Below are 15,682 nucleotides of genomic sequence, written 5' to 3'. Positions count from 1 at the left end.
GCCCGCCACCGCGCCCCCGACCGGCTCGCCCGGCACCTCGTCGGCACCGCCGACGCCCTGCTCGGGTACGAGCACGCCGTCCTGCCCGTCGGCGACGAGAAACCCTCGGCCGCCCACCGTGCCCGGCTCGCCCTCGCCGAAGCCGCCGGGACGGTGCTCGCCGGTGGCCTGTCCCTGCTCGGCATCAGCGCACCCACCTATCTGTGACACCGTCATACGTGACACCGTGAGAGACGAGACGACCGAGCCATGAGCCGTTCCGCACACCCCGCAGGCCCCCGCCACGCCGACGTCCTGACCGAGGGGCACTACACCGCGCCGCCCACCGACCTCAACGCCCTGGACGCCAAGGTCTGGTCCCGCACCGTCACCCGAGGCCCCGAGGGCGTCGTCAGCATGGGCGGCATCGAAGTGACGCGCCTGGCCGAGGAGTTCGGCACCCCCGCGTACTTCGTCGACGAGGCCGACTTCCGCGCCCGCTGCCGCGCCTGGCGCGACGCCTTCGGCACCGGCGCCGACGTCTTCTACGCCGGCAAGGCGTTCCTGTCCCGGGCCGTCGTGCGCTGGCTGCACGAGGAAGGGCTCAACCTCGACGTGTGCAGCGGCGGCGAACTGGCCACCGCCCTCGCCGCCGGCATGCCCGCCGAGCGCATCGCCTTCCACGGCAACAACAAGACCGAGGACGAGATCCACCGCGCGATCGAGGCCGGCGTCGGACGCGTCGTGCTCGACTCCTTCCAGGAGATCGTGCGCGTCTCGCACATCGCCGAGCGGCTCGGCAAGCGCCAGCGCGTGCAGATCCGCGTGACCGTGGGCGTCGAGGCGCACACCCACGAGTTCATCGCCACCGCCCACGAGGACCAGAAGTTCGGCATCGCGCTGGCCGGGGGAGAGGCCGCGGAGGCCGTCCGGCGCGCCCTCAAGCTCGACGGGATCGAGCTGATCGGCATCCACTCGCACATCGGGTCGCAGATCTTCGACATGGCCGGCTTCGAGGTCTCCGCCCGGCGCGTGGTGCAGCTGCTCGCCGAGGTGCGCGACGAGCACGGCGTGGAGCTGCCCGAGATCGACCTCGGCGGCGGCCTCGGCATCGCGTACACCTCGGACGACGACCCGTGCGAGCCGCACGAGATCGCCAGGGCGCTGAGCGAGATCGTCACACGCGAGTGCGCCGCCGCCGGGCTGCGCACCCCCCGCATCTCCGTCGAGCCGGGGCGCGCCATCGTCGGCCCCACCGCCTTCACGCTCTACGAGGTCGGCACCATCAAGCCCCTCGAAGGCCTGCGTACGTACGTCTCCGTCGACGGCGGCATGTCCGACAACATCCGCACCGCGCTCTACGACGCCGAGTACTCCGTCGCCCTCGTCTCCCGCTCCTCCGACGCCGAGCCGATGCTGGTGCGCGTGGTCGGCAAGCACTGTGAGAGTGGCGACATCGTCGTACGCGACGCGTTCCTCCCGGCCGACCTGGCGCCCGGCGATCTGATCGCCGTCCCCGCGACGGGTGCGTACTGCCGCTCGATGGCGAGCAACTACAACCACGCTCTTCGCCCGCCCGTGGTCGCCGTCGACAGCGGTGCGGCGCGGGTGATCGTGCGGCGCGAGACGGAGGAAGATCTCCTGCGTCTCGACGTCGGATGATGAAATAGATGTCTCAAGATCCGGACAATGGACAGAAACTCCGGTCCGGTGGGTGAGACTGGTCCCATCGTAGATGTATGAGAAGTGAGGTCGGATGATGCGTACGCGTCCGCTGAAGGTGGCGCTGCTGGGCTGTGGGGTTGTCGGCTCAGAGGTGGCGCGCATCATGACGACGCACGCCGACGACCTCACAGCCAGGATCGGCGCCCCGGTGGAGCTCGCCGGGGTCGCCGTCCGCCGCCCCTCCAAGGTGCGCGAGGGCATCGACCCGTCCCTCGTCACCACCGACGCGACGGCACTGGTCAAGCGCGGCGACATCGACGTCGTCGTCGAGGTCATCGGCGGCATCGAGCCCGCGCGCGGGCTGATCACCACCGCCCTCGCCCACGGCGCCTCGGTCGTCTCCGCGAACAAGGCGCTCATCGCGCAGGACGGCGCCGCGCTGCACGAGGCCGCCGTCGAGCACGGCCGGGATCTCTACTACGAGGCCGCCGTCGCCGGTGCCATCCCGCTGATCCGCCCGCTGCGCGAGTCCCTTGCGGGCGACAAGGTCAACCGCGTACTCGGCATCGTGAACGGCACCACGAACTTCATCCTCGACGCCATGGACACCACCGGCGCCGGGTATCAGGAAGCCCTCGACGAGGCCACCGCCCTCGGCTACGCGGAAGCGGACCCGACCGCCGACGTCGAGGGCTTCGACGCCGCCGCCAAGGCCGCGATCCTCGCCGGCATCGCCTTCCACACGCGCGTACGCCTCGACGACGTGTACCGCGAGGGCATGACCGAGGTGACCGCCGCCGACTTCGCCTCCGCGAAGCGCATGGGCTGCACCATCAAACTGCTCGCCATCTGCGAGCGGGCCGCCGACGGCGGGTCCGTCACCGCGCGCGTCCACCCCGCGATGATCCCGCTCAGCCACCCGCTGGCGTCGGTCCGCGAGGCGTACAACGCGGTGTTCGTCGAGGCGGAGGCCGCGGGACAGCTCATGTTCTACGGCCCCGGCGCCGGTGGCGCGCCCACCGCGTCCGCCGTCCTCGGCGACCTCGTCGCCGTCTGCCGCAACAAGCTCGCCGAGTCCACCGGACCCGGCGACTCCGCGTACACGCAGCTGCCCGTGGGCTCCATGGGCGAGGTCGTCACGCGCTACCACATCAGCCTCGACGTGGCCGACAAGCCGGGCGTCCTCGCCCAGGTCGCGACGGTCTTCGCCGAGCACGGCGTATCGATCGATACGGTCCGTCAGACGGGCAAGGACGGCGAGGCCTCCCTCGTCGTCGTCACCCATCGCGCGCCCGACGCCGCCCTCACCGGCACCGTCGACGCGCTGCGCAGACTCGACACCGTGCGCGGTGTCGCCAGCATCATGCGGGTTGAAGGGGAGTAGGCAGCAATGACCCACCAGTGGCGCGGAATCATCGAGGAGTACCGGGAGCGTCTTCCGGTCTCGGCCACCACGCCGGTCGTGACGCTTCGCGAGGGCGGCACGCCGCTCGTACCCGCGCAGGTGCTCTCGGAGCGCACGGGCTGCGAGGTCCACCTCAAGGTCGAGGGCGCGAACCCGACGGGTTCCTTCAAGGACCGCGGCATGACCATGGCGATCACCAAGGCCAAGGAGGAGGGCGCGAAGGCCGTCATCTGCGCCTCCACCGGCAACACGTCGGCGTCCGCCGCCGCCTACGCGGTCCGCGCGGGCATGGTCTGCGCGGTCCTCGTGCCGCAGGGCAAGATCGCGCTCGGCAAGATGGGCCAGGCGCTCGTCTACGGCTCGAAGATCCTCCAGGTCGACGGCAACTTCGACGACTGCCTGAACCTGGCGCGCGGCCTGTCCGAGAACTACCCGGTGGCGCTCGTCAACTCGGTCAACCCGTTCCGCATCGAGGGCCAGAAGACCGCCTCGTTCGAGATCGTGGACGCCCTCGGCGACGCCCCCGACATCCACGTCCTTCCCGTCGGCAACGCCGGCAACATCACGGCCTACTGGAAGGGCTACAAGGAGTACGCCGCCGACTCGGTCGCCACGCGTACGCCCCGGATGTGGGGCTTCCAGGCCTCCGGCTCGGCGCCCATCGTGCGCGGCGAGGTCGTCAAGGACCCCTCGACGATCGCCACCGCGATTCGCATCGGCAACCCTGCCTCGTGGCAGTACGCCCTCGCCGCGCGCGACGAGTCGGGCGGTTTCATCGACGAGGTGACGGACCGTGAGATCCTGCGCGCCTACAAGCTGTTGGCGTCGCAGGAAGGTGTCTTCGTGGAGCCCGCGTCGGCCGCTTCGGTCGCCGGTCTGCTGAAGGCCGCCGAGCAGGGCAAGGTCGACCCGGGCCAGAAAATCGTCTGTACGGTCACGGGCAACGGCCTCAAGGACCCGGACTGGGCCGTCGCGGGCGCCCCGCAGCCGGTCACGGTCCCGGTCGACGCGGCCGCCGCCGCAGAACGCCTCGGTCTGGCCTAACAGCGGGCAAAACCCGCGACTCCGTACAGGGGGTGGCACAGGGGGCTTACGACACGCATCGTGCGCCTCCTGTGCGCCCTATGTCGCCACAGAACCTTCCTTCGATAGGCTGTACCCAACCCGCCCCGCCGCATATGCCGCGGTGCCGCCGTCGTCCGCGGCCTCCGGGTCTCCCGTACATGTGGCACGTACCGAAAAATACGCAGCCTCGAAAACACGCAGCTCAAGGAGAGTCATCGAGCGATGGCCGGTCCAGCGTTCCGCGCCGCCGCCGTCCGGGTGCGCGTCCCCGCCACCAGCGCCAATCTCGGTCCGGGCTTCGACGCCCTGGGCCTGTCGCTGGGTCTTTACGACGACGTGGTCGTCCGGGTGGCCGACTCCGGCCTGAACATCGACATCGCCGGGGAGGGCAGCGAGACCCTCGCCCGCGACGAGTCGCATCTGCTCGTACGCGCCCTGCGCACCGCCTTCGACCTGCTCGGCGGGCAGCCGCGCGGCCTGGAGATCGTCTGCGCCAACCGCATCCCGCACGGCCGCGGCCTCGGCTCGTCGTCCGCCGCCATCTGCGCGGGCATCGTCGCCGCCCGCGCCGTGACGATAGGCGGCGAGGCCAGGCTCGACGACGCGGCGCTGCTCGAACTCGCCACCGAGATCGAGGGCCACCCCGACAACGTGGCGGCCTGTCTGCTCGGCGGTTTCACGCTCTCCTGGATGGACGGGGGAGCGGGGCGGGCGATCAGGATGGAGCCCGCCGATTCCATCGTTCCGGTGGTTTTCGTACCCGGAAAGCCCATCCTCACCGAGACGGCGCGCGGCCTGCTTCCGCGCACCGTCCCGCACGTCGACGCGGCCGCCAACGCGGGCCGGGCGGCGCTGCTCGTCGAGGCCCTGACCAGGCGCCCCGAGCTGCTGCTGCCCGCCACCGAGGACCGGCTGCACCAGGAGTACCGCGCCCCGGCCATGCCGGAGAGCGCCGCCCTGGTGGAGCGGCTGCGCGCCGACGGCGTGCCCGCGGTGATCTCCGGCGCGGGACCCACGGTCCTCGCGCTGGCCGAAGACAGTGCGGCCGACAAGGTCGCACGCCTGGCGGGAGAGGGCTGGGCGGCCAATCGCCTGGCACTCGATGCCAAGGGAGCGAGCGTGCTGCCGCTTGCGTCCTGACGCGGTGAACACAGGGGTTTCGGGGTGTCCCGATCCCGAGAGGGGGAATGTTTGTTGGATCCGGTAGTGTTAATCTCAAGTCTGCACCCGACCTCACCATGGCGAGGTGCTTTGTGTCCCCGTCCGGGACAACCATTCTTCCGGGAGCCTCCCAAACTGCTTCGTGCCTTGCACTGAGCGGTCCTGAGCACGCTCCGGAACCGGCGTGACCGAGCCGAGTGACACCGCACATCAGTGGCACCGCACCGGGAATCGCCATCACCAATGAATTCTTCCGCCTCGTTGGCGGACCACCGCCCCGGCACGGTCCATCCGCATAGGACCGCCGGACAGCACAACCGGTCGCCGAGCCAGACAGGCCGACGTCCGCTCCAGGGAAGGACCCTTCGTGAGCGACACCACCGATCTGATGGGCGTGACTGCCGACACGCCCGCCACGGACGCCTCCGCGGCGCCTGCCACCGGTGCTTCGGCCGGGTCCCGGCGGCGCCGCGGCACCGGCCTCGAGGGCATGGTGCTGGCGGAACTGCAGCAGGTCGCCTCGGGCCTTGGGATCAAGGGAACCGGGCGCATGCGCAAGAGCCAGCTGATCGACGTCATCAAGGAGGCGCAGGCAGGGGGCGGAGCCCCGGCGAAGAGCACCGCGCCTTCCGCAGACGCCGCCGAGACCAAGCCCAAGCGCCGGGCCACCTCGAAGGCCCGTACGGGCGAGGACGCCGCGGAGAGCGCCGGCAAGCCGAGCAAGGCCGTCAGGGCGGAGAGCGCCGAGGGCGTCAAGGCCGAGAAGGCCCCTGCCCAGCAGCAGATCGACATCCCCGGCCAGCCCGCCAGCGACGACCAGCCCGCCGGTGAGCGCCGCCGGCGCCGGGCCACCGCCGACGCGGGCAGCCCGGAGACGGTCACCGCCGAGGCGAAGGGCGAGCCCAAGGCCGAGGCCAAGGGCGACGCGTCCGAGGCCAGGGGCGACAAGGGCGGCGACGGCTCCGGCGGCGACGGCGCCGACGGCCGCCGTGAGCGCCGTGACCGCCAGGGCCGCGGCCGTGACCGTGACCGCGACCGCCGCGGCAACAAGGGCGACGACCAGCAGGGCGGCGGCCAGCAGGGCGGCGGCCGCCAGGACCGCGACCGGCAGGACCGTCAGCAGCAGGGCGGCGGCGGCCGTCAGGACCGCCAGGACCGTCAGCGTGACAACGGTCCGCAGGATGACGACGACTTCGAGGGTGGCCGCCGCGGCCGCCGGGGCCGTTACCGCGACCGCCGTGGCCGTCGCGGCCGCGACGAGCAGGGCTTCGGCAACGAGCCGCAGGTCTCCGACGACGACGTCCTGATCCCCGTCGCGGGCATCCTGGACATCCTCGACAACTACGCGTTCATCCGCACGTCGGGCTACCTCCCCGGCCCGAACGACGTGTACGTCTCGCTGGCCCAGGTCCGCAAGAACGGCCTGCGCAAGGGCGACCACGTCACCGGCGCGGTCCGCCAGCCCAAGGACGGCGAGCGCCGCGAGAAGTTCAACGCGCTCGTGCGCCTCGACTCGGCGAACGGCATGGCGGCCGAATCCGGGCGCGGGCGACCGGAGTTCAGCAAGCTGACGCCCCTTTACCCGCAGGACCGGCTCCGTCTGGAGACCGACCCGGGCGTGCTCACCACCCGCATCATCGACCTCGTCGCGCCCATCGGTAAGGGACAGCGCGGTCTGATCGTGGCCCCGCCGAAGACCGGCAAGACCATGATCATGCAGGCGATCGCCAACGCGATCACGGTCAACAACCCCGAGTGCCACCTGATGGTCGTCCTGGTCGACGAGCGTCCGGAAGAGGTCACCGACATGCAGCGGTCGGTCAAGGGCGAGGTCATCTCCTCGACCTTCGACCGCCCGGCCGAGGACCACACCACGGTCGCCGAGCTGGCCATCGAGCGCGCCAAGCGCCTCGTGGAGCTGGGTCACGACGTCGTCGTACTGCTCGACTCGATCACGCGTCTGGGCCGTGCGTACAACCTCGCGGCCCCGGCCTCCGGGCGCATCCTGTCCGGTGGTGTCGACTCGACCGCGCTCTACCCGCCGAAGCGCTTCTTCGGTGCCGCGCGCAACATCGAGGACGGCGGCTCGCTGACCATCCTCGCGACCGCGCTCGTCGACACCGGGTCCCGCATGGACGAGGTCATCTTCGAGGAGTTCAAGGGCACCGGCAACGCCGAGCTGAAGCTCGACCGCAAGCTCGCCGACAAGCGCATCTTCCCGGCGGTGGACGTGGACGCGTCCGGCACCCGCAAGGAAGAGATCCTGCTCGGCAGCGACGAGCTCGCCATCACCTGGAAGCTGCGCCGCGTGCTGCACGCGCTCGACCAGCAGCAGGCGATCGAGCTGCTCCTGGACAAGATGAAGCAGACGAAGTCGAACGCCGAGTTCCTGCTCCAGATCCAGAAGACGACGCCGACGCCGGGCAACGGCAACGACTGACCCGGCGCGGGCGCCTGGAACAAGGTGACCGTAAAAGGGGCCGGTCCCGTCATGCGACGGGGCCGGCCCCTTTACGTTTCCCGAGACCTTGGCCACACGCCTAAGAGATTCTCACGGTCGCCGACGGCGGCGCCGCCCGGTGCGAAAGCGCTGGTGAAGGCCCCAAAAGGGGCGCGCAGGGCACGCGCGTCGAGGCGGCCGCAACCCCGGGGCGCACCCAGGGCGCCGTGCAACCCTTCTGTCGGATTCTCCGTCTGACAAGTGACGGAAAGCCACGCTTGACCCTGAAATCAGGGGGTACCGACCGACGAGGACTGAGGGGCGCATGACCGACGAGAGCAAGGCCGCCGCCGTGCGAAAGCGCGGCAAGCGCGGCCGCCGCCGCAAGCCGCGCGACAGGCGCAAGAAGGTGCTCGTCGTCTCCGCGTGGACCGCGGCCTCGGTGGCAATCCTCGGCGGCACGGCCCTCGGCGTCGTCTACTACAAGCTCAACGGCAACCTCAAGGGCGTCGACATCAACGCCGCGCTCGGCACGGACCGCCCCCGGGACATCGACAACGGCTCCCAGGACATCCTCGTCCTCGGCTCCGACTCCCGCTCGGGCAAGAACGCCGAGTACGGCAAGGACGAGGGCGCGGCCCGCTCCGACACGGCGATGATCGTGCACGTCTACAAGGGCCACAAGAAGGCCAGCGTCGTCTCCATACCCCGCGACACCCTGATATCCCGGCCCGAGTGCGCCACGGAGGACGGCACGACCGATCCCGGCGGGCAGCGGCAGATGTTCAACACGGCGTACGAGGTCGGCGGCCCCGCCTGCGCCGTCAAGACCGTCGAGAAGATGTCCGGCATCAGGATGGACCACTACGTCGAAGTGGACTTCACGGGCTTCAAGAAGCTCATCGACACCCTCGGCGGCGTCGACATCACCACCAAGAAGGCCATCCGCGACAAGGACAGCCACCTCGACCTCGACGCGGGCACCCACACCCTCGACGGCGAGCAGGCCCTCGGTCTCGTCCGCACCCGCCACGGCGTCGGCGACGGCAGCGACCTCGGCCGCATCCAGCTCCAGCAGGCCTTCATCAAGGCCCTGCTCGACCAGGTCAAGGACGTCGGGCTCTTCAGCAGCTGGGACAAGCTCTACAACCTGGCGAACGACGCGACGAGCGCCATCACCACCGACTCCGAGCTGAACGACGTCAAGAGCCTCGCGAGCTTCGCGGGCGGCCTCAAGGGCATCGGCGCGGGCGACATGAAGATGGTCACGATGCCCATCCAGTACGACCCGGCCGACCCCAACCGCGTCCTGCCCCTCGAAGAGGCCGACCAGGAGGTCTGGAAGGCGCTCAGGGTTGACAGGCCCATCCCCAGGTCCGCCACCGAGAAGTCCGCGGGCGACAAGGGCGACGTGGGCGACGTGGTGGCCGGTCACTGAGGCCCGCAGGCCCCCAGGAATAGATCCCGGCCTCCCCCCGTTTTGGGAGATACGGCCGGTCCTGGCAGACTGGTACGTCGGCCCCGGTTCACGTACGAGCAATCCGCGCGTACGACCCGGCGCCCTCCCGAAACTAGGAGACACCTTGAAGCGCGACATTCACCCCGAGTACGTCGAGACCCAGGTCAGCTGCACCTGTGGCGCGTCGTTCACCACTCGCTCCACGATCTCCAGCGGCAACGTCCGCGCCGAGGTCTGCTCCGAGTGCCACCCGTTCTACACGGGCAAGCAGAAGATCCTCGACACCGGTGGCCGTGTGGCCCGCTTCGAGGCCCGCTTCGGCAAGGCCGCGGCTGCCAAGAAGTAGCGAGCCACTGCGCCGGTCATCGGCCGCCCTCGGGAGGGGGTGGCCGGGACCGGCGCTTTTGCCGTCCCGCAGCCAAATCGCGTAGAACACCGCGCGTAGAACCCTCGCGTAGAAAACCAGGAGCCCCCGATGTTCGAGGCGGTCGAGGAACTGATCGGCGAACACGCCGATCTCGAGAAGAAGCTCGCCGACCCGTCGGTCCACGCCGACCAGGCCAACGCGCGCAAGCTCAACAAGCGCTACGCCGAGCTGACCCCGATCGTCGCGACGTACCGCTCCTGGAAGCAGACCGGGGACGACATCGAGACCGCCCGCGAACTGGGCGCCGACGACCCCGAGTTCGCCGCCGAGGTCAAGGACCTGGAGCGCCGCCGCGAGGAGATCACCGAGAAGCTGCGGCTGCTGCTCGTGCCCCGGGACCCGTCCGACGACAAGGACGTCATCCTGGAGATCAAGGCGGGCGCGGGCGGCGACGAGTCCGCGCTCTTCGCCGGCGACCTGCTGCGCATGTATCTGCGGTACGCCGAGCGCGTCGGCTGGAAGACCGAGATCATCGACGCCACCGAGTCCGAGCTGGGCGGCTACAAGGACGTCCAGGTCGCCGTGAAGACCAAGGGCGGCCAGGGCGCCACCGAGCCCGGCCAGGGCGTCTGGGCCCGCCTCAAGTACGAGGGCGGCGTGCACCGTGTGCAGCGCGTGCCCTCCACCGAGTCGCAGGGCCGCATCCACACCTCCGCCGCCGGTGTCCTCGTGACGCCCGAGGCCGAGGAGATCGACGTCGAGATCCACGCGAACGACCTGCGCATCGACGTCTACCGCTCCTCGGGTCCCGGCGGCCAGTCCGTCAACACCACCGACTCCGCGGTGCGCATCACGCACCTGCCCACCGGCGTCGTCGCCTCCTGCCAGAACGAGAAGAGCCAGCTCCAGAACAAGGAGCAGGCCATGCGCATCCTGCGCTCCAGGCTGCTCGCCGCGGCCCAGGAGGAGGCGGAGAGCAAGGCGGCGGACGCCCGCCGCAGCCAGGTCCGCACGGTCGACCGCTCCGAGAAGATCCGGACGTACAACTACCCGGAAAACCGGATCTCGGACCACCGCGTCGGCTTCAAGGCGTACAACTTGGACCAGGTGCTCGACGGCGAACTCGACGCGGTCATCCAGGCCTGCGTCGACGCGGACTCCGCGGCCAAGCTCGCGGCAGCCTGACGTCCCCATCCCTCGTACGACCTGTCCCGGAGGACCAGCGTGCAGCAACATATTGGGGGGCGGCCCCCGAACCCCCGCGGCGTGCTGCTCGCGGAAGTGGCCCAGGCCACCCAGCGGCTGGCCGACGCCGGCGTGCCCTCGCCGCGCAACGACGCGGAGGAGCTCGCCGCCTTCGTGCACGGCGTGAAGCGGGGCGAGCTGCACTCCGTCAAGGACTCCGACTTCGACGCCCGCTACTGGGAGACGATCGCGCGCCGTGAGGCCCGCGAGCCGCTTCAGCACATCACCGGACGCGCCTACTTCCGCTATCTGGAGCTGCAGGTCGGACCCGGCGTCTTCGTGCCCCGCCCCGAGACCGAGTCGGTCGTCGGCTGGGCCATAGACGCCGTGCGCGCGATGGACGTCGTCGAACCGCTCATCGTCGACCTGTGCACGGGCTCCGGCGCCATCGCGCTCGCCCTGGCCCAGGAGGTCCCGCGCTCGCGCGTGCACGCCGTGGAGCTGTCCGAGGACGCCCTGAAGTGGACGCGGAAGAACGTGGAGGGGTCCAGGGTCAAGCTCGTCCAGGGCGACGCCCGCGACGCCTTCCCCGAGCTGGACGGCCAGGTCGACCTCGTCGTCTCCAACCCGCCGTACATCCCGCTCACCGAGTGGGAGTACGTCGCTCCCGAGGCCCGTGACCACGACCCCGAGCTCGCCCTGTTCTCCGGCGAGGACGGCCTCGACCTGATCCGCGGCATCGAGCGGACCGCCCACCGGCTCCTGCGCCCGGGAGGCGTCGTCGTCATCGAGCACGCCGACACCCAGGGCGGCCAGGTCCCCTGGATCTTCACCGAGGAGCGGGGCTGGGCCGACGCGGCCGACCACCCCGACCTCAACAACAGGCCGCGTTTCGCGACCGCCCGCAGGGCGATGCCGTGACAATCAAGACCACCGCAAGGCAGCAGTACGTGTACGAGGAGGCCCGCTAATGGCACGGCGATACGACACCAACGACGCGACCGACCGCTCGACCGGTCTGCGCGAGGCCGCGTCCGCCGTACGCCGCGGCGAGCTGGTCGTGCTGCCCACCGACACCGTCTACGGCATCGGTGCCGACGCCTTCAGCCCGGAGGCGTGCGCCGACCTGCTCGACGCCAAGGGCCGCGGCCGCAACATGCCGACGCCCGTCCTCATCGGCTCCCCGAACACCTTGCACGGCCTGGTCACCGACTTCTCCGAGATGGCCTGGGAGCTGGTCGACGCCTTCTGGCCCGGCGCCCTGACCCTCGTCGCCAAGCAGCAGCCCTCCCTCCAGTGGGACCTCGGCGACACCCGCGGCACGGTCGCCATCCGCATGCCGCTGCACCCCGTCGCCATCGAACTGCTCACCGAGGTCGGCCCGATGGCCGTCTCCTCCGCCAACCTCACCGGGCACCCCGCCCCCGAGGACTGCGACGCCGCGCAGGACATGCTGGGCGACTCCGTCTCCGTCTACCTGGACGGCGGCCCGACCCCCGGCATCGTCCCCTCCTCCATCGTCGACGTCACGGGCAGGGTGCCGGTTCTGCTCCGCGCGGGCGCCCTCGACGCGGACGAGCTGCGCAAGGTGGTACCCGACCTCGAGGTGGCGAATTGACAGCCCCTGAGACGGGGCGTGGCATAACGGGCTTCCCGGGCTCCGCGGGCACCTTCCGCATCCTCCACGTCAGCACCGGCAACGTCTGCCGCTCGCCGATCACCGAGCGGCTGACCCGGCATGCCCTCGCCGACCGCCTCGGCGACCCGCTCACCGGCGGTCTGATCGTGGAGAGCGCGGGCACCTGGGGCCACGAGGGCGCCCCGATGGAGACCAACGCCGAGACGGTCCTCGCGGACTTCGGCGCGGACGCCAGCGGCTTCATGGGGCGCGAGCTCCTTGACGACCACGTCATCCGCGCCGACCTCGTCCTGACCGCCACCCGCGACCACCGGGCGCAGGTCATCTCCATGGGCCACTCGGCGGGCCTGCGCACCTTCACGCTCAAGGAGTTCACCCGGCTGGTGCGGGCCATAGACCCGACGACCCTGCCCGAGCCGGACGGCAACGGCGTGGTGGAGCGCGCCCGCGCCCTGGTGCGGGCCGCCGCGGCCCTGCGCGGCTGGCTCCTCGCGCCCAACGTGGAGGCCGACGAGGTGTACGACCCCTACGGCGCCCCGCTGCCCTTCTTCCGGTCCGTCGGCGACGAGATCAACCAGGCCCTCGACCCCGTCGTGACGGCGCTGACCGGGGTGCCCGCACACATGTAGCCGGATCGGCGTGCCCGCCCCCGGGCAGCGGCCTACATTGGATCTGAGGTCACCCCCGCCAGGCCCCGGAGCCCACGATGTCGCTCAGCACGGTCAGCACCGCACCCACCGCCCACGAGGCGTCGTACACCGATCTCGACGCCCTGCGCCGGCACGACCCCGAGCTGGCCGACGTCCTCATCGCCGAGGCGGCCCGGCAGGCCGAGGGGCTTCAGCTGGTCGCCGCCGAGAACTTCACCTCGCCCGCCGTCCTGACCGCCCTCGGCTCCCCGCTCGCCAACAAGTACGCCGAGGGCTACCCCGGCGCCCGCCACCACGGCGGCTGCGAGCTGGTCGACATCGCCGAGCGGATCGCCGTCGACCGCGCCAAGTCCCTCTTCGGCGCCGAACACGCCAACGTGCAGGCGCACTCCGGCTCCTCCGCCGTCCTCGCCGCGTACGCCGCGCTGCTGCGGCCCGGCGACACCGTCCTCGCGATGGGCCTGCCGTACGGCGGCCACCTCACGCACGGCTCGCCCGCGAACTTCTCCGGACGCTGGTTCGACTTCGTCGGTTACGGCGTCGACGCCGAGAGCGGCCTCATCGACTACGACCAGGTGCACACCCTCGCCCGCTCCCACCGCCCCAAGGCGATCGTCTGCGGTTCGATCTCCTATCCGCGCCACATCGACTACGCGGCCTTCCGCGAGATCGCCGACGACGTGGGCGCGTACCTCATCGCCGACGCGGCCCACCCGATGGGCCTGGTCGCCGGGGGAGCGGCACCGAACCCCGTGCCGCACGCCGACGTCGTCTGCGCCACCACCCACAAGGTCCTGCGCGGCCCCCGGGGCGGCCTCCTGCTGTGCGGGGCGGAGCTGGCGGAACGGATCGACCGCGCGGTCTTCCCGTTCACGCAGGGCGGCGCCCAGATGCACACGATCGCCGCCAAGGCCGTCGCGTTCGGCGAGGCGGCGGCCCCGGCCTTCACCACGTACGCCCATCAGGTCGTCGCCAACGCCCGCACGCTGGCCCAGGCCCTGGCCACCGCCGGGTTCGCGATCACCACCGGCGGCACGGACACCCACCTGGTGCTGGCCGATCCGGCCCCCCTGGGAGTGGACGCGCGGACCGCGCGCGGCAGGCTGGCGGCGGCCGGCATCGTCCTGGACACCTGCGCCCTGCCGCACGGCGAGGCCCGCGGGCTGCGCCTCGGCACCGCGGCCGTCACGACCCAGGGCATGGCCGCCCCCGAGATGGCAAGGATCGCCGGTCTCATGGCCGAAGCGGTCGGCGACGCCGCGGAGAAGGCGAACGTACGAGAAGAGGTGCGTGAACTGGCGGGCAGATTTCCGCCGTATCCGGGGTAGGACGGGGTAGCCGCGTCAGGGGCATGGGCGTACTCGTGCAACCATCGTCGCTACCCGTAAGTCCCCAACCGTATGCGCGCAAAGCTAGGGTGTGGGGCTGAGATGGCCAGCGATACCTGTGGGGAAGCCCGTGCGTGAATACCTGCTGACGCTCTGCATCACGGCCGCGGTGACCTATCTGCTGACCGGGCCGGTGCGGAAGTTCGCGATCGTGGCCGGCGCCATGCCGGAGATCCGCGCTCGTGACGTGCACCGGGAGCCCACGCCCCGGCTCGGCGGGATCGCGATGTTCTTCGGCCTGTGCGCGGGCCTGCTCGTCGCCGACCACCTGCCGAACCTGAACGCGGTCTTCGAGAACTCCAACGAGCCGCGCGCGCTGCTCTCCGGGGCGGCGCTGATCTGGCTGATCGGCGTCCTGGACGACAAGTTCGAGATCGACGCCCTGATCAAGCTCGGCGGCCAGATGATCGCCGCGGGCGTCATGGTGATGCAGGGTCTGACGATCCTGTGGATCCCGGTCCCGGGCGTCGGCACGGTCTCGCTCACCTCCGGGCAGGGCACCCTGCTGACGGTCGCGCTCGTCGTCATCACCATCAACGCCGTCAACTTCGTGGACGGCCTCGACGGCCTCGCCGCGGGCATGGTCTGCATCGCCTCCGCCGCGTCCTTCATGTACGCCTACCGCATCTGGTACGGCTACGGCATCGAGGCCGCCGCCCCCGCCACCCTCTTCGCCGCCATCCTCATGGGCATGTGCCTGGGCTTCCTGCCGCACAACATGCACCCCGCCCGCATCTTCATGGGCGACTCGGGCTCGATGCTCATCGGTCTCATCCTCGCGGCCGGCGCGATCTCCGTCACCGGGCAGGTCGACCCGGCGGCGATGAAGCTGAACTTCGGCGGCACCCGCGACGCCACGCACGCGATGCTGCCGGTCTTCATCCCGCTCCTGATGCCGCTGACGATCATCGCGATCCCCTTCGCCGACCTCGTCCTCGCGATCGTGCGCCGCACCTGGAACGGCAAGTCGCCCTTCGCGGCGGACCGCGGACACCTGCACCACCGGCTCCTGGAGATCGGTCACTCGCACAGCCGCGCGGTGCTGATCATGTACTTCTGGTCGGCGCTCATCGCGTTCGGCACCGTGGCGTACTCGGTGCACTCCACCAGCGTATGGATCCTCTTCGTCATCGTCGCGCTGAGCGCGCTCGGTCTCGTACTGCTCCTGCTGCCGCGCTTCACGCCGCGCACCCCCCGGTGGGCCGAGGCGTTCGTGCCGCCGCGGTACCGCCGCAGGCGTGCGGAGAGCGCCGCCCAGGAGGCACCCGCCGCCCCGACC

14 protein-coding genes are annotated in these 15,682 nt (G+C 70.8%); all 14 read left to right on the top strand.

Annotated features, from left to right (window positions below; genetic code table 11):
- Positions 1-207, top strand: a 207-nt coding sequence (locus GKQ77_RS14165; RefSeq protein WP_258021317.1) for a DALR anticodon-binding domain-containing protein, incomplete at its 5' end; no start/stop codon positions are given.
- A 42-nt stretch (positions 208-249) separates the two neighbouring features.
- Complete coding sequence (gene lysA, locus GKQ77_RS14160; protein ID WP_219689074.1) at positions 250-1,641, top strand: diaminopimelate decarboxylase; 1,392 nt, start codon at positions 250-252, stop codon at positions 1,639-1,641.
- Positions 1,642-1,735: 94 nt separating this feature from the next.
- Positions 1,736-3,028: a homoserine dehydrogenase gene (locus GKQ77_RS14155; protein ID WP_164551828.1), complete on the top strand. Its 1,293-nt coding sequence runs from the start codon at positions 1,736-1,738 to the stop codon at positions 3,026-3,028.
- A gap of 6 nt (positions 3,029-3,034) precedes the next feature.
- On the top strand, positions 3,035-4,093 hold the full coding sequence (gene thrC, locus GKQ77_RS14150) for a threonine synthase (RefSeq protein ID WP_219689073.1): 1,059 nt from the start codon (positions 3,035-3,037) through the stop codon (positions 4,091-4,093).
- A gap of 243 nt (positions 4,094-4,336) precedes the next feature.
- Positions 4,337-5,254: a homoserine kinase gene (gene thrB / locus GKQ77_RS14145; protein ID WP_125515109.1), complete on the top strand. Its 918-nt coding sequence runs from the start codon at positions 4,337-4,339 to the stop codon at positions 5,252-5,254.
- Positions 5,255-5,642: 388 nt separating this feature from the next.
- Complete coding sequence (gene rho, locus GKQ77_RS14140; RefSeq protein WP_219689072.1) at positions 5,643-7,715, top strand: transcription termination factor Rho; 2,073 nt, start codon at positions 5,643-5,645, stop codon at positions 7,713-7,715.
- Positions 7,716-8,040: 325 nt separating this feature from the next.
- Positions 8,041-9,153 (top strand): LCP family protein, encoded by a 1,113-nt coding sequence (locus GKQ77_RS14135; RefSeq protein WP_219689070.1) that lies wholly within the window; start codon positions 8,041-8,043, stop codon positions 9,151-9,153.
- Positions 9,154-9,298: 145 nt separating this feature from the next.
- The gene (rpmE, locus tag GKQ77_RS14130) at positions 9,299-9,520 is read left to right on the top strand and encodes a 50S ribosomal protein L31 (protein ID WP_125515112.1); all 222 of its coding nucleotides are present in this window, start codon (positions 9,299-9,301) and stop codon (positions 9,518-9,520) included.
- A gap of 129 nt (positions 9,521-9,649) precedes the next feature.
- Entirely contained in the window at positions 9,650-10,726 is a 1,077-nt protein-coding gene (gene prfA, locus GKQ77_RS14125) for a peptide chain release factor 1 (protein WP_219689069.1), read from the top strand.
- Positions 10,727-10,807: 81 nt separating this feature from the next.
- A complete protein-coding gene (gene prmC / locus GKQ77_RS14120; RefSeq protein ID WP_219689068.1) occupies positions 10,808-11,647 on the top strand; it encodes a peptide chain release factor N(5)-glutamine methyltransferase in 840 nt (279 codons plus the stop codon).
- A gap of 49 nt (positions 11,648-11,696) precedes the next feature.
- A complete protein-coding gene (locus GKQ77_RS14115; protein WP_030792118.1) occupies positions 11,697-12,344 on the top strand; it encodes an L-threonylcarbamoyladenylate synthase in 648 nt (215 codons plus the stop codon).
- On the top strand, positions 12,341-12,994 hold the full coding sequence (locus GKQ77_RS14110; RefSeq protein WP_125515116.1) for an arsenate reductase/protein-tyrosine-phosphatase family protein: 654 nt from the start codon (positions 12,341-12,343) through the stop codon (positions 12,992-12,994). Before GKQ77_RS14115 ends, GKQ77_RS14110 begins: the two co-directional genes overlap by 4 nt.
- A 77-nt stretch (positions 12,995-13,071) precedes the next feature.
- Positions 13,072-14,343 carry a serine hydroxymethyltransferase gene (gene glyA, locus GKQ77_RS14105; protein WP_219689067.1) on the top strand — a complete coding sequence of 424 codons (1,272 nt, stop codon included), beginning with the start codon at positions 13,072-13,074 and terminating at the stop codon, positions 14,341-14,343.
- Positions 14,344-14,473: 130 nt separating this feature from the next.
- A partial coding sequence (locus GKQ77_RS14100; RefSeq protein WP_219689066.1) for an MraY family glycosyltransferase occupies positions 14,474-15,682 on the top strand: 1,209 nt, incomplete at its 3' end.

The sequence above is a fragment of the Streptomyces anatolicus genome, assembly GCF_019400875.1.
Classification (GTDB): domain Bacteria; phylum Actinomycetota; class Actinomycetes; order Streptomycetales; family Streptomycetaceae; genus Streptomyces; species Streptomyces anatolicus.
This window is presented reverse-complemented; position numbering and strand designations above follow the sequence as displayed.